Annotated in this window: 20 protein-coding genes; 8 read left to right on the plus strand and 12 right to left on the minus strand. The window is 61.0% G+C overall.

What is annotated here, in order from left to right; translation table 11 throughout:
• Positions 1-311: 311 nt before the first annotated feature.
• The 8 genes from RCH93_RS09060 to RCH93_RS09095 form a co-directional block, all read right to left on the minus strand.
• On the minus strand, positions 312-1,511 hold the full coding sequence (locus tag RCH93_RS09060) for an ABC transporter permease (RefSeq protein ID WP_306548039.1): 1,200 nt from the start codon (positions 1,509-1,511) through the stop codon (positions 312-314).
• Between the two features lie 4 nt (positions 1,512-1,515).
• Positions 1,516-2,724, minus strand: coding sequence for an ABC transporter permease (locus RCH93_RS09065; protein ID WP_306548040.1), 1,209 nt, complete (start codon positions 2,722-2,724; stop codon positions 1,516-1,518).
• 3 nt (positions 2,725-2,727) lie between these two features.
• The gene (locus tag RCH93_RS09070) at positions 2,728-3,405 is read right to left on the minus strand and encodes an ABC transporter ATP-binding protein (RefSeq protein ID WP_306548041.1); all 678 of its coding nucleotides are present in this window, start codon (positions 3,403-3,405) and stop codon (positions 2,728-2,730) included.
• On the minus strand, positions 3,402-4,577 hold the full coding sequence (locus RCH93_RS09075) for an efflux RND transporter periplasmic adaptor subunit (protein WP_306548042.1): 1,176 nt from the start codon (positions 4,575-4,577) through the stop codon (positions 3,402-3,404). The genes RCH93_RS09070 and RCH93_RS09075 overlap by 4 nt, the downstream gene beginning before the upstream one ends.
• Before the next feature lie 124 nt (positions 4,578-4,701).
• A complete protein-coding gene (locus tag RCH93_RS09080) occupies positions 4,702-6,495 on the minus strand; it encodes a PAS domain-containing sensor histidine kinase (RefSeq protein ID WP_306548043.1) in 1,794 nt (597 codons plus the stop codon).
• 2 nt (positions 6,496-6,497) lie between these two features.
• Positions 6,498-7,634 carry an FIST N-terminal domain-containing protein gene (locus tag RCH93_RS09085; protein ID WP_306548044.1) on the minus strand — a complete coding sequence of 379 codons (1,137 nt, stop codon included), beginning with the start codon at positions 7,632-7,634 and terminating at the stop codon, positions 6,498-6,500.
• Positions 7,635-7,880: 246 nt separating this feature from the next.
• Positions 7,881-10,526 carry an aminopeptidase N gene (pepN, locus tag RCH93_RS09090; protein WP_306548045.1) on the minus strand — a complete coding sequence of 882 codons (2,646 nt, stop codon included), beginning with the start codon at positions 10,524-10,526 and terminating at the stop codon, positions 7,881-7,883.
• A 23-nt stretch (positions 10,527-10,549) separates the two neighbouring features.
• On the minus strand, positions 10,550-11,458 hold the full coding sequence (locus RCH93_RS09095; protein ID WP_306548047.1) for a cation diffusion facilitator family transporter: 909 nt from the start codon (positions 11,456-11,458) through the stop codon (positions 10,550-10,552).
• Between the two features lie 299 nt (positions 11,459-11,757).
• Here RCH93_RS09095 and RCH93_RS09100 point away from each other — a divergent pair, with 299 nt between their 5' ends.
• Complete coding sequence (locus RCH93_RS09100) at positions 11,758-12,999, plus strand: 6-phosphofructo-2-kinase/fructose-2,6-bisphosphatase (protein ID WP_306548048.1); 1,242 nt, start codon at positions 11,758-11,760, stop codon at positions 12,997-12,999.
• Positions 13,000-13,065: 66 nt separating this feature from the next.
• On the opposite strand, the gene RCH93_RS09105 is transcribed toward RCH93_RS09100, so the two are convergent.
• Complete coding sequence (locus tag RCH93_RS09105; RefSeq protein WP_306548049.1) at positions 13,066-13,416, minus strand: hypothetical protein; 351 nt, start codon at positions 13,414-13,416, stop codon at positions 13,066-13,068.
• Between the two features lie 161 nt (positions 13,417-13,577).
• On the opposite strand from RCH93_RS09105, the gene RCH93_RS09110 reads away from it, so the two are divergent.
• The 7 genes from RCH93_RS09110 (at position 13,578) to RCH93_RS09140 (ending at position 22,382) form a co-directional block, all read left to right on the plus strand.
• On the plus strand, positions 13,578-14,708 hold the full coding sequence (locus tag RCH93_RS09110; protein WP_306548050.1) for an SPFH domain-containing protein: 1,131 nt from the start codon (positions 13,578-13,580) through the stop codon (positions 14,706-14,708).
• A 70-nt stretch (positions 14,709-14,778) separates the two neighbouring features.
• The gene (locus RCH93_RS09115; protein WP_306548051.1) at positions 14,779-16,017 is read left to right on the plus strand and encodes a hypothetical protein; all 1,239 of its coding nucleotides are present in this window, start codon (positions 14,779-14,781) and stop codon (positions 16,015-16,017) included.
• Between the two features lie 104 nt (positions 16,018-16,121).
• Positions 16,122-16,637: a nucleoside deaminase gene (locus RCH93_RS09120; protein WP_306548052.1), complete on the plus strand. Its 516-nt coding sequence runs from the start codon at positions 16,122-16,124 to the stop codon at positions 16,635-16,637.
• Positions 16,634-17,659, plus strand: a complete 1,026-nt coding sequence (locus RCH93_RS09125) for a radical SAM protein (RefSeq protein WP_306548053.1) — start codon at positions 16,634-16,636, stop codon at positions 17,657-17,659. The genes RCH93_RS09120 and RCH93_RS09125 overlap by 4 nt, the downstream gene beginning before the upstream one ends.
• A 206-nt stretch (positions 17,660-17,865) precedes the next feature.
• Complete coding sequence (locus RCH93_RS09130) at positions 17,866-19,947, plus strand: ATP-binding protein (RefSeq protein WP_306548054.1); 2,082 nt, start codon at positions 17,866-17,868, stop codon at positions 19,945-19,947.
• Positions 19,944-20,333, plus strand: coding sequence for a response regulator (locus RCH93_RS09135; protein WP_306548055.1), 390 nt, complete (start codon positions 19,944-19,946; stop codon positions 20,331-20,333). Before RCH93_RS09130 ends, RCH93_RS09135 begins: the two co-directional genes overlap by 4 nt.
• Positions 20,334-22,382 (plus strand): response regulator, encoded by a 2,049-nt coding sequence (locus RCH93_RS09140; protein ID WP_306548056.1) that lies wholly within the window; start codon positions 20,334-20,336, stop codon positions 22,380-22,382. It abuts the gene before it with no gap.
• A gap of 216 nt (positions 22,383-22,598) precedes the next feature.
• Here RCH93_RS09140 and RCH93_RS09145 read toward each other — a convergent pair whose 3' ends face one another.
• The 3 genes from RCH93_RS09145 to RCH93_RS09155 form a co-directional block, all read right to left on the minus strand.
• Positions 22,599-23,348, minus strand: a complete 750-nt coding sequence (locus tag RCH93_RS09145) for a DUF4405 domain-containing protein (RefSeq protein ID WP_306548057.1) — start codon at positions 23,346-23,348, stop codon at positions 22,599-22,601.
• 93 nt (positions 23,349-23,441) lie between these two features.
• Entirely contained in the window at positions 23,442-24,038 is a 597-nt protein-coding gene (locus tag RCH93_RS09150; RefSeq protein ID WP_306548058.1) for a Crp/Fnr family transcriptional regulator, read from the minus strand.
• A 322-nt stretch (positions 24,039-24,360) separates the two neighbouring features.
• A partial coding sequence (locus RCH93_RS09155; protein WP_306548060.1) for a DMT family transporter occupies positions 24,361-25,146 on the minus strand: 786 nt, incomplete at its 5' end.

Here is a 25,146-nt window from a genome sequence, read left to right on the forward strand (position 1 = left end):
TCAAAGGCGCCAGGGTGAGAAGAGATTTTCGCATTTCGAGAGGCTATATGCCTTTGACACTTCGTCTCTTCTCCTCACCCCAGCTTATCTAATTTTTCGACTCTTGCCTTTATATGACGCACTCCCCAACCCGTAGCCTGGATGAAGTGCAACGAAATCCGGGAACACCTCAAATCAAACCCTGGATTCCGCAAGCTGCATCCAGGCTACGGTCGCCGGCCAGCTCTCGTTCTCTGGTTGCCATGCGCCTCATGGAACGTTTCGTGGGATCAGCCAAAACACCTTGTTTCACTTTTGAAATAGAAACGGCATTACTCCGAACGCAGGGCCTCCAACGGGTTGAGCCGGGCCGCCTGGCGGGCGGGCAGAATCGAGGCCAGCATGCCGATCGCCAGGGCCAGCAGTTCGGCGACCACGATGAAACTCCAGGGCGTGTGCACCGGCAGCAGTGGCACAAAGGTGTGGATCAGGGTGGCGCAGACAAAACCGGCGGCCAGCCCTGCCGCGCCGCCCAGGGCCGAGAGCAGGGCGCCTTCAAAGAGGAAGAAGAGCAGGATCTGCGTTTTGGTTGCGCCAATGGCGCGGAGCAGACCAATTTCGCCGGTTCGTTCGCGCACAGCAATGGTCATCACCGTGAAAATGCCGACACTCCCCACCAGCAGCGAAATGCCGCCCAGGGCGCCGACCGCCACGGTGAGCATGCCCAGCACCGAACCGAGCACATCGAGCATTTGCTGCTGGGTGGTGATGGTGAAATCCTCCTGGCCGTGGCGCGAAAGCAGCAACCGCTTGATCGCGGCCACCGTCTCGCCGGCCTCGGCGCCTTCGCGGTAGAGGATGTCGATTTCCATCAGGCCGTCGCGGTTGAACAAATCCAGGGCGCGCACCGCCGGAATGTAGACCGTGTCGTCCATGTCAAAGCCAAGGATCTGGCCCTTGGATTCCATGATCCCGATCACCCGCGCCGGCTGATTGCCGATTTGAATGCGTTCGCCCAGCGGATTGCGGTCGGGGAAGAGTTCCTGCCGCACCTTGTGGCCCAGGACCACAAAGGGCCGGGCGGTGCGGGCGTCGTCGGGCGGCAGAAAGCGGCCGTTTTGCACCTGCATGCGAAAGGCCCGGTCCATCTCCGGGCCGACCCCGTAGAGGGTGATCCGCCGGGTGCGGTTGCCGGCCTTGACCTCGACGTTGCCCTGCACCATGGGCACCGCGGCCACAATCCCCGGCAGTTGGCGCAGGGCCTCGGCGTCTTCCAGGGTCAGCAGCCGTTCCGAACCGATCACCCCCAGCGATGTGCCCATGGTGGAGACCTTGCCCGGATTGACGGCGATCAGGTTGGTGCCGAACTGGGTGAACTCGGCCAGGACAAAGCGCTGCAAGCCCTCGCCCATGGAGGTGAGCAGGATGACGGCGGCGATGCCCACCGCAATGCCCAGCCCGGTGAGAAAGGAATGGAGCCGTTTGGCCCGGATCGAGGTGGTGATGAACTGAATCTGATCGAGCAAGTCCATGGCGTCAGTGCCCGGCCAGGGCCCGGATTGGGTCGAGCCGCGCCGCCCGGCGGGCCGGGAGCAGGGAAAAGATGAAACCGGTGCCCAGCGCTGTGCCCAGGGCGGCGGCAATGGCCCAGGGCGGCGGTGTGGCGTTGAGCGCCGGGTAAAACTGCACCGCCAGCCACGAACCGGCAAAACCAAGCCCCAGGCCGATCAAGCCGCCGATGGAGGAGAGCAGCAGGGCCTCGGTCACCAGCATGGCCATGATCTGCAGCTGCCCGGCGCCCAGGGCCTTGCTCAACCCGATCTCGGCGGTGCGCTGGGCCACGGCCATGAGCATCACGTTCATGATCAGAATGCCCGCCACCACCAGGCTGATGCCGGCAATCCCGGCCACGGTCAGGGTCAGCACCTTGAGGATCTTGTCAAAGGTGGCCAGCACCGAATCCTGGGTGATGATGGTCACGTCTTCCTCGCCGTAGTGGCGCTTGGCAATGGTGGTTTTGATGTGGGTTTTCAACCGGTCGATCACGCCCAGGTCCTTGGCCTCGATCAGGATGCGGAACAATCCCTCGGTGTTGAGCAGCATTTGGGCAAAGGCCACCGGCACAATCACCAGCTCCTCGGTGTCCAGGCCCAGCGAACGGCCCTCGGAGCCAAGAACGCCGATCACCCGGCAGCGGAAGCCGCCAAGGCGCACCAATTCGCCCAGGGCGTTCTGCTGGCCGAACAGCTCGCGGTGGACCTTGGCGCCGATCACGCAGACCGGCCGGGCGATTTCCATGTCCTCCTCGGGCAGAAAGGCGCCGCGATCCATCTGCAGGTGGTGGATTTCGAGGATGGGGGCGGTCGAGCCGACCAGGGGCACCTGCCGCTCCTTGCCGCGCCAGGCGATGTTCATCTCGCCGATGTTGATCGGCGTCAGCCGCTGGACCGCGTCGCCGCGAGCCAGGGCGCGGGCGTCGGCCAGGGTCAGGTCGCGCGGGGTTTCACCCACCAGGGTGGCCGGGGTGTTGGAGGCGGTCTCGGCCCGACCGGGGATGACGATTACCAAATTGGTTCCGAGCGAGGAAAACTGATCCACGATATACAACCGGGCGCCGTTGCCGATGCCGGTGAGCAGCACCACCGCCGCCACGCCGATGGACATCGCCAGGAGCATCAGCAGGGTGCGGATGCGGTTGCTGCCCAGGGAGGCGAGGCCGTAGCCGATGGCGTCCAGGGGGCGCATGGTTCAGGCCCGGCGAACGTCGGCGGCGATCCGGCCGTCCACCACCCGGATCTGGCGTCGGGCCCGTTCGCCGACCTCCGGATCGTGGGTGACCACCACCAGGGTCAGGCCGCCCTGATTGAGGCCCTCCAGCAACTCGATGATGTCGGCCCCGGAATGGCGGTCCAGGTTGCCGGTGGGCTCGTCGGCGAGCAGCACCGCCGGCTTGTTGATCACCGCCCGGGCAATGGCCACTCGCTGTCGTTGGCCGCCGGAGAGTTCGTCCGGCCGGTGGTTGCTTCGATCGCTCAGGCCAAAGGCCTCGATCAGGGGGGTGCTGCGCAGGGTTCGTTCCCGGCGCGAAACTCCAGCCAGCAAGAGCGGCAGTTCGATGTTCTGTTGGGCCGTCAAGCGGGGGATGAGGTGGAAAAACTGAAAGATGAAGCCGATGGTGCGGCTGCGGACGGCGGCCAATTGGGCGTCGTTGAGGCTGGTGACGTCCTGGCCTTGCAGCAGGTAGGCGCCGCTGTCCGGGGTGTCGAGCAGCCCCAGGGTGTTGAGCAGGGTCGATTTGCCCGAACCGGACGGCCCCATGATCGACAGGTACTCGCCGGGCTGGATGGCGAGCGAAATCCGGTCCATGGCCCGCACCTCCTGGCCGCCCACGTGGAAAATTCGGCTGACCTCGCGCAGTTCGATCATTTTTTCGCGGCTGAATTTGCGGCGGTGTTGGCGGTCTGATCCACCGAGACCAGCACGCCCTCGCCCAGGCCCTGGCGGTCGATGGAGGTCACCACCACATCTCCTGGCTGCACGCCGGCGCTGACCTCGGTGAATTTCCAGTTGGCCAGGCCGGTGGCGACCGGTCGGCGTTGCAGGCGCTTGGTTTTCGCGTCCAGCAGATAGACCGAGCCGTCGCTGAGCAAGGCCTCCGAGGGAATGCGCACCACCGAAGGACGGGCGTTGAGGATGATCTCGACATCGGCGCTGTAGCCGGCGAGCAGGTTGGGCGGCGTCGAATGCTCGCTGAAATCGGCCTCGATTTCGACGGTGCGCGCCTGTTTGGCCACCTCCAGCACATAGGGCGAGATGCTTCGCACTTGGCCCGGAAAACTCTGTTTGGGAAAGGCGTCCAGGCTGATGCGCACCGTCATGCCCGGCCGGATCTGGGCCGCATCGATTTCGTCAATCGGCGCGGCCACATAGAGCGATTCCATGTTGATCAGGTCCACCGCCGGCAGGGTGGCGATGCCAGGAGGGGAGGGGGTGAGGTATTCGCCGACCTCGCCGTTGACCTCGGCAACAATGCCGTCAAAGGGCGCGGTGAGCACGGTGCGCTCCAGGGTGGCGGCGGCGGCGGTTACCCGGGCGGCGCTGACCGCGCGCCGGGCCACGGCAGCCTCGCAGGCCGCCCGTTTGGCCTGGGCGGCGGCAAGGGCCTCGTCATAGTTGGATTCCGAGGTGGAGCGGTTCTTGCGCAGATCGCTCTGCCGCCCGGCCTGGCGCTGGGCCAGATCGGCCATCAGGCAGGTCTCCCGGACTGCGGCCTCGGCGGCCACCGCCTCGCTTTTGGCCAGTTGCATCTCTGCCTGCAGGTCCTTGTTCCACAGGGTCAGCAGCACCTGCCCGGCCTTGACCGTATCGGCCTTGCGGACGTTGAGGGTGGCGATCTGGCCGCCAATGGCCGGGGTCAGGTTGGCCCGGTTGCGGGCGGTGACCGTGCCGGCGCGGGTGTTGGCCACCGTGGCCTCGACCACGCCGTTGTCCACGGTCTGCACCGTCACCTTGATCGGTTGCTCGCGGGTCAGATAGCGATAGCCGGCAAAGAGGGCAATGGCGAGAATAGGCGCAATGAGCAGGACAATTTTTTTCACAGGCGTTCCCGGTGGGTTGACGGCTTTTGGTGCGTGATCGTTTCTGGCGGCTTCAAGCGGAACGCAGCTCGCCGTGGTCATTTGATCTGTCGGCGTCGCCCAGAGACAGGCTCGGCCTTCCGAGTTACACCCGTCCCAGGGTGTCGCGGACCTTGGCGGCGAGATCCTTGATGGAAAAAGGCTTTTGAATGAAGCGCACCCCTTCGTCCAGTATCCCCCGATGGGCGATCACATTGGCCGTGTAGCCGGACATGAACAATATTTCGAGGTCTGGCAAGAGCGTGTGGAGTGCGTTGGCTAAATCGCGACCGTTCATTTCGGGCATGACCACGTCGGTTATCAACAAATTCACCTTGCCGGCATGCGTCTTGGCCAATTGGAGGGCCTCTCCCGGCGTGTTCGCGGTCAATACGGCGTAACCCAAGGTTTCAAGCATGGCGCCGTAGAGTTCCAGCATCGCCGCCTCATCCTCCACAATCAGAATGGTCTCGCCATGCCCTGGGGGGATGAGCGCCGGGTTGTTTGTTGGTTCATCCCCTGTGATTGCTCCCACATGACGCGGCAGATACACGCTGAATGTCGTTCCGGTTCCCAGCTCGCTGTAGACGTTCACAAACCCTTCGTTTTGTTTGACAATGCCGTAGACCGTCGACAACCCCAGGCCGGTTCCCTGGCCTTCTCCCTTGGTGGTAAAAAACGGCTCAAAAATATGACTGAGGGTTTCCTTGTTCATGCCGCAGCCGTCATCGCTCACCGACAGGACAACGAAATCCCCTGGGATGAAATCCGCATGTTCGGCGCAATAGGCGTCGTCAACCGTTGCCGTGCCTGTTTCAATGGTGATCTTGCCCACCCCGGTGACGGCGTCGCGAGCGTTGACGCACAGATTGGCAAGCACCTGATCCATTTGCGAAGGGTCCAGTTTGACCGGCCAGAGCCCAGGGCCTGGCAACCAGGCGAGGTTGATGTCCTCGCCGATGAGACGCCGCAGCATCTTGAGCATGCCTTCCACGGTTTCGTTGAGATCAAGCACCTTGGGCGCAATGGTTTGTTTGCGGGCAAAGGCCAGCAAGTGCCGGGTGATCTCGGCTGAACGCATGGCGGCGTTAAAAATTTCACGGAGCGCTTTGTGGAGCGGGTCGGACGGGGCGACTTTGCTTAAAGCCAGTTCAGCGTAACCAAGGATAACGCTGAGCATGTTGTTGAAATCGTGGGCCACGCCGCCTGCCAACCGGCCCACGGATTCGATCTTTTGGGCATGGTTCAACTGCGACTGCAATTTTTCTCGCTCCGCTTCCGCCCGCTTCCGTTCGGTGAGGTCCAGAATCACCCCGATCAGGCCGCTGATGGCGCCGTTTGAGTCGATGCACGACGCTTTGTGAAAAATGACTTCATGGACAACGCCGTTTGCGTCCTCAACCCTCGATTCGTAGACCTGAACCCTCGGTTCTTCAAACAATTCAATGTCTTTGGCATGGTAAATCTGGGCCAGTTCAGGCGTGGCGACGTCAAACACGCTTTTACCGAGCATTTGTTCCTTTGTTTGGCCAAATAAGTCCTCAAACGCCCTGTTGCACCCTAAATATCGTCCGGCCGTATCTTTGTAGAAGACAGGAATCGGGATGGTTTCAAGCAGTGAATCCTGGAAGGCTTTGCTCTTTGCCTGCAGCAGCTCTGTCTGGGTGTGTTGCAGCTCGTTCAATGCTTTTTGCAGCGCGTCGCCTTGCTGTTGCAAAACGGCTGTTTTCCGCTGAACAATCTGCTCCAGATTCAGGTTCTGGGCAAGCAACTCAAAAGGCGTGGCGCCTTTGATGAATTGCTGCTCGACCGCATCCATCAGGACGTCAATCGTCTTCTGTTGCGCTTGTACTTTGGCCTGAAGTTCTTTGATTGTTCCTGCGTCATCCTTGACAGTCATAGTCATCCTGCGATTGCAACCCCTGTAAAGGTCTGGTTGACGTGAGCTGAATTGAACTGTTCGCCATAGGTGCTAAAGCCAACCACCTTGTTGCGGGCAAACATTTGGCCGATGCTTTCATCGATGCCTTGCGCCTCCATTTCAAGCCGCCTGTGAATACAATCACAACCGATGATCACCGCTGGTTCGCCGATGTGTTGCTCGATCCGGGAAATATTATTTTCAAACTCCTCTTTGATGGAATATCCCTGGCCGATCGTGAGCACCAGACCGACGTCAATGGCGCAATAGAGCTTCAGAGAACCGTTGGGTCCAACCCCGGCGATTGATCGTACATAATAATCATCTCGAATGCGCAGCATAAGAGGATGCTGCGAGAAGACGGTCCCGTTGAGTTGGTCCACGGGCAGGCCGATTAATTGCGCATAGGCCTCCACGGCCGGCTCGCCGTTAATTTCTTTGACGAGCCGTTGATTGGGCTCGGCCTCGGTGATCACCATGCGGGTGGTCGTCGGGCGAAAATGCTGGTGTTTGAAGACATGGAACGGCAGGGAGGTAAGCAACAGGATGAAGATTGCCGCATCATTGAACAATGCACCCTGGTAATAGACAAAGGTCTGCTGAAACTTCAACATGTCGCCGGCTGAACCGCCGACAATCGGCACATCGCCCAACGCTCTGAACAACGCGGCGGTCAACAACTCCTCTTTCATCGACAACCCATCGACCAGCAGCAGCCCGAATGCCGGCAATTTGGCGCGATGAATCTTGGCTTGAACATCTTCCGCGATGTCTCCGACTTGCTCAACCAGAGAGGAGAGGGGGTGGATGAGGTAAGGCGCTGCAATCAGTTCGTCGCTGGCTAAAGAGACCCCGCATATGCCGCTGCGTTGAAATCCAACCGAAGAAAGTTGCCCGGCAGTGGTGCAACCCACCACCAGGCCGGGCAGGTGTTCTTGGATGGCCCGACCGAGTGTTTGCCGGTCGTACTCATCGGAGAAAAACACCAGGCAGATTTTGCTGTTCGGCTGCCAGATTTGCGCTGCGAGTTCCCGCACGGCCGCATTGACGTCGGTGTTGGTTGAGTGGCCCTGCCGCACGCTAAGCCGTGGCGTCGCAGTCGTGTCTTGAGGCGTCATTCTGTCTCTCCTCCTATTTGCGGGATAACGAAGGGTGCGTCAGTGGTCGGGAATTTATCAATTTTTAGTTGCGCCAAGTCCACGTGAAGCGAGGCCGAGCGCCCATGGGCGTTTTGACCTGCCCGAACACCGGCGGCGCCGTCGGGATGTGTTGGCTTGTTCCTCCTTGCGTTCGTTGTGGTTGAATCCTCGTGCAAACGTTGCGCATCCATCGATGCCTCCGCGCCCCGCAATGCGAGGGGAAAATCAGGTCAACGACTTCTCGACAATCTCCTTCACGTCGTCGGAAAGCGTCGGCTGGCCGCCGATGCGCTCCAGTTGTTCGCGCATCAGTTGCCGGCGGGACGGATCGTAACGGCGCCACTGGGTCAGCGGGGTGATCATCCGTGAGGCGATCTGCGGGTTGAGCGTGTCGATCAGCAGCACCTGGTCGCCGAGGAAGGCGTAACCGGCCCCGTCGGCGGCGTGAAACTGGCCGTGGTTGGTGGCGCAGAAGGTGGCGATCAGCGCGCGGACCTTGTTGGGGTTTTTGTAGGTGAAGCTCGGATGCGCGGTCAGGGCCTTGACTCGGTCCAGGGTGCCGGGCAGGGTGCAGCCGGCCTGAAGGATCAGCCATTTGTCGACCACCAGCGGGTCGTGTTGCCACTTGGCGTGGAAATCAGCCAGCAAGGTCGTGCCGGCCGCAAGGTCGGCATTGACCACGCAACTCAGGGCGCCGATTCCGTCGGTCATGTTGTCGGCGTCGCGGTACTGCTGCACGCCTTTTTGCAGCAGGGCGGGATCGGCCAGGCCGTTCAGATCCGGCGCCAGCAGGTAGGCCAGACAGCCGTTGCGCAGGGCGCGTTTGCCGGCGTCCACGGCGCTGTAGCGGTAAGGCCCGGTGACGCGCAGGTCGTGGTGGCGCTGGAGCAGCTCGTCCTGCAGGGCTTGGGCGATCAGGGCGCGGAACTGCTGCCGAACCGTGAACACCGCCACCGGATCGAGCACCTCCAACTGCTGGCCGATCCAGTTTTCCGAAGGCAGGGCCAGGGCCATGGCCAGGAAGGCCGGGTCGGAATCCTGATCCAGCAGTAGGTTGCGGAGGCCGTGCACCAGTTGGGGGTGGACGCTGATCGTCTCGTTGCGCCGGAAACGCTCGATCTGCTCCAGCAGGTGGTGCAACCCCAGTTTCTGGCCGGCGTCCCAGCGATTGAAGGGATCCGGGTCGTGGGCCATCATCAGGCTCAGTTCCTCGTCCGATTGCTCAAAGCGCACCTTGACTGGCGCGGAAAAGTTGCGAAGAAAAGAGACCGTTGGCCGGGCGTTGATGTTCGGCAATACAAACCGCTGTTGCTGCTCCGAGAGAATCAGCACCGCAGTGGCTGGGTCGGGCGCCCCCTCGATGGGAATGGTTGCGCCCTGGGCATCCAGCAATCCCACGGCCAGGGGCATGAAAAAGGGCAGCTTTTCCGCCGATTCCCGGGTGGGCGGGCAGGTTTGCTCCACCTCCAGGGTCAATTGCCGGGCTGCCTGATCATAGTCGGCGCGGACGGTCAGTTCCGGGGTTCCGGCCTGGCTGTACCAGCGTTTGAACTGGGTCAGATCTCCACCCCAGGCGGTCTCCATGGCGGCGACGAAATCGTCGCAGGTCACGGCCTGGCCGTCGTGGCGCTCAAAGTAGAGGTCCATGCCGCGGCGGAAAGTCTCCGCGTCGAGCAGGGTGTGGAGCATGCGGATCACCTCCGCGCCCTTGTTGTAGACCGTGAGGGTGTAGAAATTGTTGATCTCCACGAACGAAGGCGGCCGCACCGGGTGGGCCATGGGGCCGCCGTCCTCGCGGAATTGGAAGGAGCGGATGATGTTGGCGTCCTGAATCCGCTTGACCGGCCGGGAGATCATGTCCGAGGTGAATTCCTGGTCGCGGAACACGGTCAACCCTTCCTTGAGGCTGAGCTGGAACCAGTCGCGGCAGGTGATGCGGTTGCCGGTCCAGTTGTGGAAATACTCGTGGGCGATCACCGCTTCGATGCCTTCGTAGTCAATGTCGGTGGCGGTTTCGGGCAGGGCCAGCACATACTTGGAGTTGAACACATTGAGGCCCTTGTTCTCCATCGCCCCCATGTTGAAGTCGTCGACCGCCACAATCATGTAGGTGTCAAGGTCGTATTCGCGGCCAAAACGTTGTTCGTCCCACTGCATCGATTTCTGCAGGGCGCGCATGGCGTGGCCGCATTTCTCCCGGTTGCGTTCCTCCACATAGATGTGCAGGTCGATCTCGCGGCCTGAGCAGGTGGTAAAACGGTCGCTGATGCGCACCAGATTGCCGGCCACCAGGGCAAAGAGATAACAGGGCTTGGGAAAGGGGTCGTGCCAGGTGGCGTAGTGGCGGCCGCCTTCCAGGTCGCCGGCGTCGATCAGGTTGCCGTTGGAGAGCAGCACCGGGCAGGCGGCTTTGTCGCCGATTACCGTGGTGGTGAACACGCTCATCACATCCGGGTGATCAGGGAAACAGGTGATGGTGCGGAAGCCCTCGGGCTCGCATTGGCTGCAGTAGTTGCCCGAGGAAAGGTACAAGCCTTCGAGCGCGGTGTTGCCGGCCGGATTGATCAGGGTTTCGACCTCCACCGCAAAGGGCGCGTTCGGAACCTGGGGGATGGTCAGCAGGCCGTCGGCAAAGCGGTATTGCCCGGAGGCGAGCGCCACGCCGTCAAGCGCGACTCGCACCAATTCCAGCTTCTTGCTGTTGAGCTCCAGCGGCTGGCCTGGGGCGCTGTTGGGATTGGGCCGGCACTGCAAGACGGCCTGCACCCTGGTGGCCTGGGGATCGAGTTCGACCCGCAGGGCGACGCTGTCGACCAGATAAGCGGGTGGGGCATAGTCCTTGAGAAAGGTTTCTTTTTTCTGTGCTGTCACGGCGATAACCTATATGTTCTATATTAATCAAAAAGATCGGGTTCGAAAAAAAGGAACTGCACCTGGGGGAAGGCCGCTTTCAGGGCCTGTTCGCAGGCGTTGATGTTGGCGATCAGCTGTTGTTCCGATCCGGCGGGACGCATCCGGGCCTTGACCGCGACCATCACATCCTCGCCCAGTTGCAGGGTAAGCAGGTTGAGCACGCGCTCCACCTCGGGACGCCCGCTGAGCAGGTCCGCCATCGCCTGTTTGGTCGCCGGGTCAACGCCCTGACCCACCAGCAGGGATTTGGTTTCCAGGCCAATGAACAGGGCAACGGTCACCAGGAGCACGCCAATCACAATGGAACCCAGGGCGTCGTAGAACGGGTTGCCGGTGACGATGGTGAGGAGAACCGCCGCCGCCGCAAAGGCCAGGCCGAGCAGGGCGGCGATGTCCTCGCCGAAGACCACCAGCAGGGCGGAGTTGCGGGTCTCGCGGAACCAGCGGACAAAGGAGCGTCCACCGCGTTCCTTGTTGACCTCGCGCACGCAGCCCCAGAGCGACATGCTTTCGGCGGCCAGGGAAAAGAGCAGCACCGCCAGGGCGACAAAGGGTGCCTTGAGTGGTTCGGGATCGTGGAGTTTGTGGTAGCCTTCGTAGATGGAAAAAAGCCCGCCCATGCTGAACAGAATCAGGGCGACGATGAACGACCAAAAATAGATTTCCTTGCCGTGACCGAGCGGATAATCGAACGAGGGCGGCCGTTTGGCCTGGCGAATGCCAAGCAGCAGCAAACCTTGGTTGCCGGTGTCGGCCAGGGAGTGGACGGCCTCGGCCAACATGGCCCCGGAGCCGGTGAACAAGGCGGCGGCCAGTTTGGCGAGAAAAATGGCGAAGTTGGCCGCCAGGGCAAAGAGGATGCTTTTGAGCGAGTCAGCGCCGTGCGCCATGGAGAACTCCTGTCGGCTATGGAGAAAAAGGAACCGGGTCGGCTCCTGCTGGCTCCTGCCAGCGATGTGCAAGGCTATCGCAAAGGGTTGACGAAAGCAAGCACAAGCCGATTTTGTCGAGGTTTTCCGGGCTGAACAGCGGCAACGGCAATGGGAATGCAAGGGGAATGGTTCGCAATCCGTTGTCCGTATTCCCGCGCAGATTTATCCAGCAATTTTTTGCCTGACTCCGTACAATACCAAGCAGGCAACAATATGCGTTGCCGTGAACGTCGGCGCCGAGCATCAAAGGAGGCACTATGAAACGAAAACTGGTGATTGTGATGGTGGGGCTGCCGGCACGCGGCAAATCGACCATGGCGCGCAAACTGGGCCGCACCCTGGAACTGGACGGGATTAAGGTGCGCATCTTCAATAACGGCGAGTTGCGGCGCAAGCTCGACACCGACGAAGACGCCTCATCCTCTGAATTTTTTTCCCCGGCCAACGCCCGGGGCAAGGACCTGCGCGAGCGAATCTCGCGGCAGAACATCGAGGAGGCCCAGGCCTTTCTTCGCGACGGCGGCCAGGTGGCGATCATGGACGCCAGCAACGTCACCCGGGAACGAAGGCGGTCCATTGCCGCCGCCTTTCCCGACCAGGCGCTCTGTTACGTCGAGTGTCTCAACGCCGACGAGGAGGCCCTGGAGGCCAACCTTGAGCGCAAGGCCGGGCTCAAGGAGTTCCAGCGGCTGAGCCCGGAAAAGGCCCTGGAGAGTTTTCTCAAGCGCATCGCCTACTACGAGTCGATCTACGAGCCGCTGGACAGCGAAGCCAACCGCATCCTGGTGGATTCCTTTGATTCCTGCATCCTCCAGGAGCAGATCGCCGACGTCCTGCCCTACTACGACCGCATCCGCGACATCATCACCACCCGGGTGGTGCGCAACCTCTTTCTGGTGCGTCACGGCGAGACCCATTACAACCGTGAGGACCGCATCGGCGGCGATTCCGATCTCACCGACAAGGGGCTGGAGCAGGCCAACGCCCTGGCCGAGCACTTTGCCACCGTCCGCATTCCCATCATCTTCACCAGCAACTACAAGCGGACCCTGCAGACCGCCACCCCGATCGCCGAGCGCCAGGACCCCTGTTCGATCATTGCCCTGCCCGAGTTCAACGAGATCCACGGCGGGGTCTGCGACGGCATGACCTACGAGGAAATCCGTCAGAAAATGCCGCATGTGGCCAGGGCCCGGGGGCCGAACAAGTATCGCTACATCTACCCCGAAGGCGAGGGGTACAAGACCATGGAGGACCGGGTGCACCGGGGGCTGAAAAAGGTCTTTTTCCTCAACAACTACGACGAGAACATCATGATCGTCGGCCACCGGGCGGTCAACCGGATGATCCTCTCCAGCTTCCTTTCCCGTCAGGAGGAGGAAATCCCCTACATCTACATGCCCCAGGACCGCTACTACCACATCCAGATCGATCCGCACAAACGACTGTTTGAGCTGGTGCCCTACAAGAGCTCGCCGTCAACCGGCGGTCGTTGGTGAGCGTCCGCCGGTTTTCCTGAAGATTCCGGCGCGGGGGTGGGGCGAGTGCCGGGCCGCTTTGCGCGGCTACTGCAAGGTGGTGGTGTCGTCCTCGGAAAAGCCGTGCCGGACGCCGTGTTTCATCTCCTTTTCCAACAGCTGGGCCCGCGCCTCCTCCTCGGAGATGCCCAGCGACTGCGCCAGTTCGCTGATGTCGTAGCAGGGACTGCCGTCCGGGCCGTAGCGTTGCGGCTTGAGTTCAGGGAAGCTTGCGCCGGAGGCGTGGGAGCTTGCCTGGGTCAACAATTCCTGAATCTCGGGCGGGCCGTAGATCAGCAGCCATTCCACGGCTTCGGCCCATATTTGACTGTCCACGGTCGGGTGCTGGAGGATCTCTAGCGCCGATTCCAGGGTCCATTCCTGTTTGAAGGCGTTCATTGGTATTTCCTCTAACGCGAAGGGGCGGCCACGCTACGCCGGCTGCCGCTGCTTTGCTGGTTCTTTTTTGCGTTCGCGACGTTTCTTTTAGGCGTCGCCTTTCGCCTCCACTATAATACAGCCAATCGTCCCGGCAATCTATTCAGCAAAGGAGCAAGGCAATGGGTGTGGACAACGCGGTGTTACTGGAGGCCCTGGAGTGGTTTGACGAGAGCGGCAAGGAATTGCTGCACCGGCTGCCGGAGCAGGGCTCGGGAGAGATCAAGTTCGGGGCGCAGCTGACCGTGCGCGAAAGCCAGGCCGCAGTGCTGTTTTACAAGGGCAAGGCCTGCGACGCCTACGGCCCCGGCCGTCACACCCTCAAGACCGGCAACATCCCGATCCTGACCAAGCTGCTTTCCGCGCCCTGGGGCATGATCAGCCCGCTGCGCGCCGAGGTTTTTTTTGTTAACCTCAAGGTGTTCAGCGACCTCAAATGGGGCACCCGCGATCCGGTGGCCTTCCGCGACGCCGAGCTCGGTCTGGTCCGCCTCCGCGCCCACGGGGTGTTCAACATCCGCGTGGTCCAGCCGGTGCTCCTGATCAACACCCTGGCCGGAACCATGGGCCGCTACACCACCGAAATGGTCGAGGACTACCTGCGCCAGGTGATCGTTTCCCGATTCAACGACTACCTTGGCGAGCACCTCAAATCGCTGTTTGACCTGCCCGGCAACTTCGACGACGTGGCCGAGGGGCTGCAGAAACGGCTGGCCCAGGATTTCGCCCGCTTCGGTCTGGCCCTGGACGGACTCTATGTGACCTCGATCACCCCGCCCGCCGAGGTGCAGCAGGCGATTGACGACCGCTCGCGGATGAGCGTGATCAAGGACATGGACAACTTCGTGCGGATGAAGGCGGCCATGGCCATGGAAAAGGCGGCGGCGAGCGGCGGCGAGGCCGGGGCCGGCCTGGGCCTGGGTTTGGGGATGATGATGCCGGCGATGTTTGCCGGATTGCAGACCAACGGCAATCGGGCCGGCGGAGCCGGCAAGCCCGCCGAGGTGGAGTGTCAGGAGTGCGACAACATGATTCCGGCCAAGGCCCGTTTCTGCCCCTTTTGCGGCCACCAGCAACTGCTCAGTCAGCAGTGCGGCAACTGCGGCAAAAACCTGCCGCCGAACGCCGCCTTCTGTCCCAGGTGCGGCCGTCCGGCCGAGGAAGCTCCAACTGAAATCGTCTGCCCTCACTGCCATGCGGCCAATCTGCCCGGCGCGATGTTTTGCAATCAATGCGGCGAAAAACTGGTTTGAGCTGGTTTGAGCCGGCGCGGAGCCGTGTGGTCCGCGCTGTCCGTGTAATCAGCGCTGTGAGCGACTTGTGATGGATATTCGGGTCGAACAGGGCTGCCCCCAGTGCGGGGCCCAGGTGGTGCTCAACGAGACCGACCAGGTGCTGACCTGTTCGTTTTGTTCCACCAAAAATTATCTGCAGACCAGCGGCCCCTTCCGCTATGTGCTGCCCATGGCCGGGCGGGCCTCGTCGGCCGGATTGCTGCTGGCGCCCTATCTGCGGTTCAAGGGCACGATCTATCTGGTGACTGATCGCGGCATTGAACACCGGGTGATCGACACCACCCAAGTCGCCAATCCGGCGCCCGGCCTGCCGCCCTCGCTTGGTTTGCGGCCCCAGGCCATGCAGCTGAGCCGGATTGATCCCGAGGCTGGCAACCGGTTTCTGCTCCAGACCATCAAGGCCGGCGCCATCCTGGAAAAGGCGGCGGCAATCGGCAATCTCATCACCCAGGGCGGGGAAGCGCTCCGCCATCGCGCCTACATCGGCGAGAGCCTGAGCTACATCTACCTGCCCCTGGTGGCCAAGGAGCACGGCCTGTACGACGGGGTCACCGACGGTCGACTACTGAATCTGGATGCGCTTGACGGGCATCCCCTCCAGGGCAAACGCTTTGACGAGGCCTGGCAGGTGCGGTTTCTGGCCACTCTGTGTCCGCAATGCGGCGCCGGGTTGGACGGCGCCGGCGACTGCCGGGTGATGACCTGCGCCAACTGCCAGTCCGCCTGGGCCATTGGTCCCGAGGGCTTGTCCCAGATCGACTGGCGGCTGCAGCCGGGCAACGTCAACACCTCCCTGTATCTGCCGTTCTGGAAGATCACCGCGCATATCCCGGCGCTTTCGATCTACAGCTTTGCCGATTTCGTCGAGCGCGCCAATCACCCGTTTTTACCTCGGCCGCAATGGCGGGAGCGGGCCATGAGCCTGTGGATCCCGGCGGTCAAGCTGCGGCCCAAAATCTTTCTCCAGGCCGGACGGCAGGCAACGCTCAGTCAGTGGCTGGTGCAGCCGGAAGAGGGGCGGACGACGCCGAACCTGTTCCCGGTGACGCTGCCGGCCTCCGAGGCCCGGCAGGCGGTCAAACTGATGCTGGCTGCGGCCACCGCCAGCCCGAAACGCATTTTCCCTTACCTGCCCCAGGTGCAGCTGACCGAGGTGGTGACCCAGTTGGTCTACCTGCCCTGCGTCGACAAGGGACACGACTGGGTGCAACCCGAAACCGGCGTGACCATTGCCAAGAATATCCTGCGCTTCGGTCGCTCCCTCTAGCCTGTTCTCTGGTTTTGACAGCCATGCGGTCGCGTGGTATAGCTGGGACCGCATGAGCAAGTTGCTGGCTTTTTTCCGATCTCTTTTCCTGTTATTCCGATCCTATGAGCGAACACGAATATTTCATGAAGGCCGCCTTGGACGAGGCTCGACTGGCCCTGGCCGACGGCGAATTTCCAGTGGGCTGCGTGATCGCGGCCGAGGGGAACATCCTGGCCAGGGGACGGCGGCAGAACAGCCTGGAGGGGCGCCGCAACGAGATCGATCACGCCGAGATGCTCACCCTGCGGCGTCTGATCGCAGAGCAGCCAGGGCTCGATCTGGGCGCGGTCACGGTCTACTCGACCCTGGAACCCTGCCTGATGTGTTATTCCACCATGCTCCTTTCCGGGGTTCGTTCCTTTGTCTGGGCCTATGAGGACGTGATGGGCGGCGGGGCCAATCTGCCCCTGTACATGCTCAACACCCTGTATGCGCAGATGCGGGTGCATCTGGTTGATCGGGTGTTGCGGGCCGAGAGTCTGGGCCTTTTTCAACAATTTTTTCAGACCGGAACCTACTGGCAGGACAGCCTACTGGCCCGGTATACCCTGGCGCAGACCGTGGAGGCTCAGCTATGACCGCCGCGCCGCTTGCCCGCACCGTCGATTTTCAGCCAGGGGAGCGCAACGTCTTTTTCCACCTGCTCACCGCCTGCAATCTCGCCTGCCGCCACTGCTACATCAACCCGGCCCAGCACGGCGCCGCCACCCTGCCGCTGGCCACGGTGCTGCAATGGCTCAAGCTCTTTGCCCGGCCCGAACGCCAGACCAATCTGATTTTGCTCGGCGGCGAACCAACCCTGCATCCAGACCTGGCGGCCGTGATTCAAGCCGCGAAATCGATGCGCTACGCGGTGACCGTGGATTCCAACGGCTACCTCTTTCACGATCTGCTCGACAGAATCACGCCCAAGGAGCTGGATTACCTCAGCTTCAGCCTGGACGGCCCGGACGCGACGGTCAACGACCCTATCCGCGGCGAGGGCGTGTTTGCGATTTGCACCGGGAACATCCGCCGGGCCGTGGCGCAAGGGTTCAACACCAGCCTGATCTACACGGTTTCCGGGCTCAACATCGAGCATCTGCACCGGATGCCGGCTCTGCTTGCCGATTTGGGGGTGCGCCGCTTTTTCATTCAGGTGATCGGCCTGCGCGGCAACCCGGCGGCACACAAACCGGACGGCGCGGTCAACTGGCAGGTCGAACCGGCGCAATGGCTCTCCGTGGTGCCCCGTGTGGCGGCGGAGGCGGCGCGGTTGGGCATCCATGTGATTTATCCCAAGGTCTATCTTGACCCGGCGGAGGTGTTTCAATGCGCTGGGATCGTGGCCGAGAATTTTTTTATTTTCCCCAACGGTCGGGTCTATCAGTGTCCGCTGTGCGAAGACCATCCCATCCACAGTTACGAGATCAAAGACAACCAGTTGCTGCACCGCGACGGCCTCAACGAGGACCGCTTCTTTCCGCTGACCATCCCCGAGGGCTGCGTGATGAATCGCTTGCTGCAGCCGGACAACATCGCCTACCACCCGGACGGCTCGCCCGTGCATCGTATCTCCTGCTGCCTGCTCAAACAGGAAATCCGGCCGGCAGCGCTCTGAAACCCCTGCGAGCAGACGGCAATGTTCAGGCAAGGTTTTGATCTTGCACTGTTTTATGCAAAGAGATTTCTTTTCCTGTTTGCTTTTTGTGTGCAAGTTGTGCAATAATCCCAGCACCCGTTCGCGCTTAAAAAAATTCTATTGAAAGCGCGGCGTTCCCTGGGTGATCGAAGCGGTCCTTGATCCTTCAAGCAGAGGTGTCCGGCATGACAGTCAGCGCAGCTCCGGCTTTTCGTCCTCGCTTTTTTCTTCTTTTCCTCGTTGTGTTCCTCCTGGCTCTGTCCGCATCCTGGGCTTGGGCCGATAAACGGGTCGTGACCGTCGGCGTCTACGAGAACGCTCCCAAAATTTTCACGGTCAACGGCAAGCCCACCGGTATCCTGATCGACGTCATTGAAGACGTCGCCCAGAGTGAAGGCTGGGCCTTGCGTTATGTCTCCGGCTCCTGGGCGGAAAATTTGGATCGACTGGCCAGGGGCGAGATCGATCTCATGCCCGACATGGCCTACTCGGCGGATCGGAGCAAGCTCTTTGCTTTTCCCCGCGTGCCGGTGCTTTCCTCCTGGTTCCAGGCCTATGCGCCCCGAGGGCACGGCATTCGTTCGATTCTTGATCTCAACGGCAAGCGTATTCTCATTCTGGACCGTTCCATCCAGCAGGAGGCCTTCAACCGTCTAAGCGCCGGCTTTGCCCTGCAATGCACCCTGATAACCGTGCCCGATTACGACACCATGTTTGACAAGGTGGCCCGGGGCGAGGCCGACGTTGCGGTCACCAACCGCTTTTACGGCATGATGCACGCCAGAAAGGCAGGCCTTGAAGACACCGCCATCGTCTTTGAACCCTCGGATTTGTTTTACGCCGCCGCCAAGGACGATCCCAAGCAGCTGCTGGCCGTCCTGGATCGGCGTCTGTCGCTGTTGAAAGAAGATCCCGATTCCCTCTACTACCGGTCGCTGCGGCGCTGGACCTCAGAATCGGTGGGGTTTCGCGTGCCGTTGTGGCTCAAGATAGGCGGCGCCGGGTTGGGGCTGGTGTTGTGCCTGAGCCTGCTCGGCGGGGTGATGCTCAAGCGGCAGGTTTTCCTGCGCACCCGTGAGCTGCGGCGCGTCAACCGGGAGATGGAAGACCGGATTCGGGAGCGGACTGCCGAGCTCACCGCAGTCAACCGGGAGCAACAGAGTATTTTCGAATCGGCCGGGGTGGGCATCGTGATGCTTCGGGAGCGAGTGATTGTGCGCTGCAACCGCAAGATGGAAGAGCTGACCGGCTATGAGCCCGGAGAATTGATCGGCCAATCTATCCGCGTCTGGTACGCCGACGAAAAAGCCTTCGAAGCCGGAGGGCCGCAGGTGTATGCCCAGTTGAGGCAGGGCGAAACCCATCGGCGCTCGCAGCAGCTGGCCCGCAAAGACGGCAGCCTGTTTTGGGCGCGGCTCAGTCTGCGCGCCTTTGACCAGGACGATCCGCTCACCGGCGCGGTCGTGATCATCGAAGACGTCACCGAGGAGCGGGAGGCGGCCGAACGGCTGCGCCGCGCCATGGAGCGCGCCCAGGACGCCGACCGGATCAAATCCGCCTTTCTCGCCACCATGTCGCACGAATTGCGCACACCGCTGAACTCGATCATCGGCTTCACCGGCATCCTCCTGCAAGGACTGGCCGGGCCGCTCAACGAGGAGCAGCACAAGCAGATGGGCATGGTGCAGAAGAGTTCGCGCCATCTGCTGTCGTTGATCAACGACGTCCTTGATATCTCCAAAATCGAGGCCGGGCAGCTCGACCTGTCCCTGGCTCCGTTTTCTCTGCGCGAGTCCGTCGACAAAGTGATCAAGCTGGTTGCGCCGTTGGCGGCGCAGAAGGGGCTTGCGGTGCACGCGGACATTGCCCTTGATGTGGGGGGAATGGTCGCCGATCAGCGCCGGGTTGAGCAGGTTCTGATCAATCTGATGAGCAACGCGGTCAAATTTACCGAACAGGGGCGGATTGACCTGGCCTGCCGCCTTGAGGGCGAGCGCTATCACCTCACCGTGACGGACACCGGCATTGGCCTGCGGCCCGAGGAGACGGCGGCGATTTTTCAGCCCTTTCGCCAGATTGACGCCGGGCTGTCGCGCCAGCGCGAGGGCACCGGGCTTGGGCTTTCGATCTGCAAGCGATTGGTCGAACGCATGGGCGGCGACATCGAGGTGGAGAGCCAGTGGGGCGAAGGGAGCGTCTTTCGGGTGCGGCTGCCCCGGATAGTCGAGGCGGACAGGGCAAAGGCGCAGGACGGAGAACGCGAATGAACAGGCGATTGTTGGTGATCGAGGACAACGAGCAGAACATGTACCTGATGCAATTTCTGCTTGAAAAAAACGGGTTTGAGGTGGTCGGCGCCGACGACGGGGCGCGGGGCGTTGAGGCGGCCCTGGCCTGCGATCCCCTGGCGATCCTGCTGGACATCCAACTGCCCGGCATGGACGGCTACGCGGTGGCCGCGGCCCTGAGGAAACAGGCGACGCTTGCGGCTACGCCGATTATCGCCGTCACCTCCTACGCCATGGTGGGCGACCGGGAGCGGATTCTTGCCGCCGGCGCGGTCGGCTACATTGAAAAACCGATCAACCCCGAGACCTTTGTGGCTGAAATAATCCAATATTTTTCGCCCCGCTGGGATAAGGCGGAGGCCTGAATGCGCATCCTGAGCGTCGACGACAAAGAGGACAACCGCTATCTGGTTGAAGCCCTGCTCAAGGGTCACGGATTTGAGGTGAGCTCGGCGGCCCACGGCGCCGAGGCGTTGGCTTTGCTGGCGGCGGAACCTTTTGACCTGATCCTCAGCGACATCCTCATGCCGGTGATGGACGGCTTTGAACTGTGCCGCCGGGTCAAGGCGGACCCAGGGCTGCGTCACATCCCCTTGGTGGTCTACACCGCCACCTACACCGGGTCGCAGGACGAGGCCTTTGCCCTAAAAATCGGCGCGTCCGGATTTGTGCAGAAACCCTGCGAACCTGAGGCTTTGATTGCAATTATCCGCGAGGTCCTGGCCGCCTCCGCGGCGTCCGATTGCACAGTTTTGCCTGAGCCGGCAGGGGAAGAGGAGGTGCTGAAACTCTACAGCGAGCGTCTGGTGCGCAAGTTGGAGCAGAAAATGCTGCAGCTGGAACAGGAGGCCCAGGCTCGCCGCAAGACCGAAGAAATCCTCAAGCAGAGCGAAATGAACTATCGGTCGCTGTTTAATTCGATTCGCGACGCGATTCTGGTTTCCGACCTTGAGCGCCGGATCATCAATTGCAATCAGGCCTTTGTCGATCTGTTTGGCTACACCCTTGCCGAAATTGCCGGGCAACACACCCTGGTGGTGTACGAGCGCGAAGAGCCGTACCAGCAGCTCGGCGTCATCCTCAACTCCTGCATGGATGATCCGGCGCTGTTGCACCACATCAGTTTCAAGAAAAAGGACGGGCAGGTGTTCCCCGGCGAGGTCAACGTTTTTCGCCTGCGCAACGATGAAGGCGTGCCGGCCGGTTTCATCGGCCTCATTCGCGACGTCACTGACCGGGTTCGCTTCGAGGAACAGCAAAAACTGCTCGAATCCCAGCTCCATCAAGCCCAGAAGATGGAGTCCATCGGCCGTCTGGCCGGCGGCGTGGCCCACGACTACAACAACATGCTGAGCGTCATTCTTGGCTACGCCCAGATCGCGCTCAACAAAACCAAGCCCGGCGCGCCGGTCCACGATCATCTGCTGCAGATTGTCGACGCGGCCCAGCGTTCCGCCGGCATGACCCGCCAACTCCTCGGTTTTGCCCGCAAACAGACGGTCGTCCCCCAGGTCCTTGATCTCAACAAAACGGTTGAGGGCATGCTCAAGATGCTCCGGAGGCTGATCGGCGAGGATGTCGCCCTCACCTGGAGACCGGCAGCGGATCTGTGGCCGGTGTTGATCGATCCCTCGCAGGTGGACCAGATTGTCACCAATCTCTGCGTCAACGCCCGCGATGCGGTCAAGGGGCGGGGCGCAATCGTGATCGAAACCGGCACGACCTGTTGCGAAGCCGCGTTCTGCGCGCAGCATGCCGGGGCGACCGCCGGCGAATACGTCACTCTGTCGGTGCGCGATAACGGCTGCGGCATCGGGCCGGTGCTGCTGGATAAGATCTTTGAGCCCTTTTTCACCACCAAGGGCTCAGGGCAGGGGACCGGTCTGGGGCTGGCCGTGGTGTACGGCATTGTGCAGCAAAACAAAGGCTTTGTCGCGGTACGCAGCCAACCCGACCAAGGCACGACCTTTACCCTGCACCTGCCCAGGCGCGTGTCCGGCGGGGCGCAGGGGGCGTTGGACGCATCCGAGCCCATTCAGCGCGGTCAGGGGGAAACGATTCTGGTGGTTGAGGACGAAGAGGCGATTTTGCATTCAACCAGCGCCCTGCTTACTAGCCTGGGCTACAGGGTGCTGGCGGCGGCGCGCTCGACCGAGGCGATCCGCCTTGCCCACGCGGAACCCGGCGGCGTGCGGTTGTTGCTGGCCGATGTGGTGATGCCGGAGATGGGCGGCCCTGATCTGGCCCGATTGCTGCTCACGTTCTATCCGGGCCTGAAGTGTTTGTTTATGTCCGGTTACGCCGACAGCGTCATTACCGATTCAGGCGTGGCAGGCAATCAGCATCGGCTCATCCGCAAACCCTTTTCCATTCAAGAGCTGGCGGCCAAGGTGCGGGCCGCCCTTGCCTCCTAACCTGCGGACGCGCCGCCGGTCGGGCGTCCCGCGTTTTTGCTCGTCCATGCGGCGCCGAAGCGCGGTGTTTTTAACCCTTGTCCTTGCTGGCGTTGTGGTTTCTGAAGTCACTGGCTTCGCCGCCGGGTGCGGATGTGCAACTGGAAACAGTGACGCTCCTGCCGCACCAAAGTGCGCGAGCTGACCAAACTCGGCACGATTTTGCGCACCGCCATATCAAGAACCCACCACCTCCTCTTTTGAGATGATCGGGTTGATCGCTCTGTGGCTGCAGGCCTTGATGCACTTTAGGCAACCAATGCAGTGATCTCGGCTCACTATCTTTACATGTTGGTGCATCAGTAGGTTGATCTTCCTGAAAATATCCTTCGGACATACCTCGGTGCACTTCCAACAAGCTTTGCACTTTCCCGAGTCAAAACGTATGTATTCCGTCCTATTCTTGCCGATCATTGCCTTCTCCCGTGCTTTGCGGAAGGTGCTGATCATTCTCCCGCTGCGCGAGATAAGATGGATGAGGCCGAAGATGACCAGAAGCCAGCCGAGTTTGTCATGAGTCTCGACGAGTGCGAATCTTGCCCGCTCTTCTCCGCCGAATAGAATCCATGACGCCAAGGCCGTAAGGCACGCAGGGGCACTTATTAGGAACAGCACATACGAGTGCGATAATAAGGGGGTGATCTTTCCATTGAAAATCCGCTTGGTACTGGTTGCGACGAATCCCCAGTTCACGAGACAGTGGACCACCAAACCTGCGAAAAAGACGACGGCCGAGGCCTTGTGCAGCAGCGCCCACTCTGCCTTGCCGAAGCCCATTACCGAGTATGCTTCGGGTAACCCGTGCATGTGATACTGGGTCTGGATGACAGAACCGGTGAAGGCCACGATTAGAAAAAAGACGAAATTGAGAAGGTTTAGATAAATTCTGTTTTTTACAGAAATGGAGATGCCTTTGCCGTTATTCATTGTTTGCTCCGCACTCAGGGGGGGTAAGAGAGGCGCCATTCGCACTCGACCGGAGAGTATGGCGTTGGCGGAGTATTCTGTAATTTACAATTGTTAATTGCGACCGGTTTTCTCTTTCAGTCTGTTTCTGATGCGGGAGAGCGAGACGGGCGTGATTCCCAGATAGGAGGCGATGTACTGTTTGGGCAACCTGTCCACCAGTTTGGGGCTATCTTCGAGGAGGTGCAGGTATCTCTTCTCGGGGTTGTCGAGTATGTAGGAAGAGCAACGCTCCATGTAGTAGGCGAGCCTTTCCATGAGGAACCTGCGGAATCCTTCTCTCATGGCAGAGGACTTGTTGAGGATTCCTTCGAGAGCCTGAAGGGGAATGGACCCGACAACGGAATTCTCAATGGCCTCTATGTATGCCCTGCTTGGCGTTCCGGTTGTCGCGCTTTCGAAGGAGGCGACGATTTGGTCTTCGACGAAGAATTGAGCCGTAATGTCTTTACCATCTTCCTTGATGAAATAGGTTCTCAGGCATCCGCGAACGACGAAGAAGAGCTTTGAGGCAACTTCACCCTCCGAGAGCAGGATGGTTCCCGGGGCAATGTCTCTGTACGAGATAGCCTTCATCAGTTCCTCGAAATTTTCGTCATCGGGCGCAAAATGCCTGAATATTCGTCCCCTGTCGTCCTGCTTATTCTGCACAACCGCGATTCTCCTCCCTGTAATCTGCGAGACTGAGAGAAAGTGAATTGCCCAGCCCAACGGTGAACTTATGGGGTGCAATTCCCCTGTGTGAAACCCTGACACCATCGTGAGGAGAGGACCATAGATACGAGCCGAAGGCAAGGGTGGAACTGCGAGGGACCGCCCGGAGGAATCCGGAGCGCAGGCAAGCAAACGCAGTGAGACTCCGAAGCTATGAGCCGGCGAACAGAAATGGCATACAGGGCCATTTTTCCAGGCAAGTCCGCACAACATGACGAAGCCCTGGAGTCTGAGGTCGCTTGTCCGTCTGGAGCCGGGGTTACTTTGAGGCGCGGAGGGCCAAGGCCATGTTGGCGGCGAAGAGAATCAGGGCGCCGATCCAGCCAGACGCGGTGAGCGGCGGGTCGGAGACCAGCAGCGGGCCGAGCAGAGCGGCGATCAGGATGCGGCTTGCCGAGATGACCGATCCTTCGACCGCAGTCACCGAGAGGAAGCCGTAGGTGAGTAAATATTGGCCGAGCACGCCGACGCCTGAGCAGGCCAGGAGAAAGAAGCTCTCCAGCCGGTTAGGCACAAACAGCGAGCCGTGGAGAAAGGGCAGCATCAAGACGGCGCCGGGGCCAAACATGAAGAAGAGGATGGATTGGGAGTCGTGGCAGCGTCGGCTCAGGTTCAGATAAATAATCGAGATGCCGGCAAAGAACCCGGACAGCAAACCCCAGACGTTGTGCCATTGCAGGGTGGATGCGCCGTCTGGGGCAAGAATCAGCCAGACGCCCAGGGAGGCGACCAGGACCACAACAACCGCAAAACCGTCGCGTTGGCTGCGGATCGTGAACCAGGAAAAAAGGGCGACAAAGAGGGGGTAGGTCATGTTGAGGATGTTGGCGCTGGCCACGGTGGAGACGTCGACGGCCTTGTAAAAGCAGTAGACGGCCACCGCGTTGGTCACTGTCCGGCCGATGATGTAATGGACGCGGGTGCAGCTCGGGCGTTGTCCCTGGGCCGCCATGCCGACGCAGACGACGACAAAACCCAGGACAAAGCGGGCAAAGGTGTAGAAGGCCGCGTCAATGCGCACATAGGCGCTTCCCCAGTGGATGAT

It is taken from the genome of Desulfobulbus sp. (assembly GCF_030824455.1).
Lineage (GTDB): Bacteria > Desulfobacterota > Desulfobulbia > Desulfobulbales > Desulfobulbaceae > Desulfobulbus.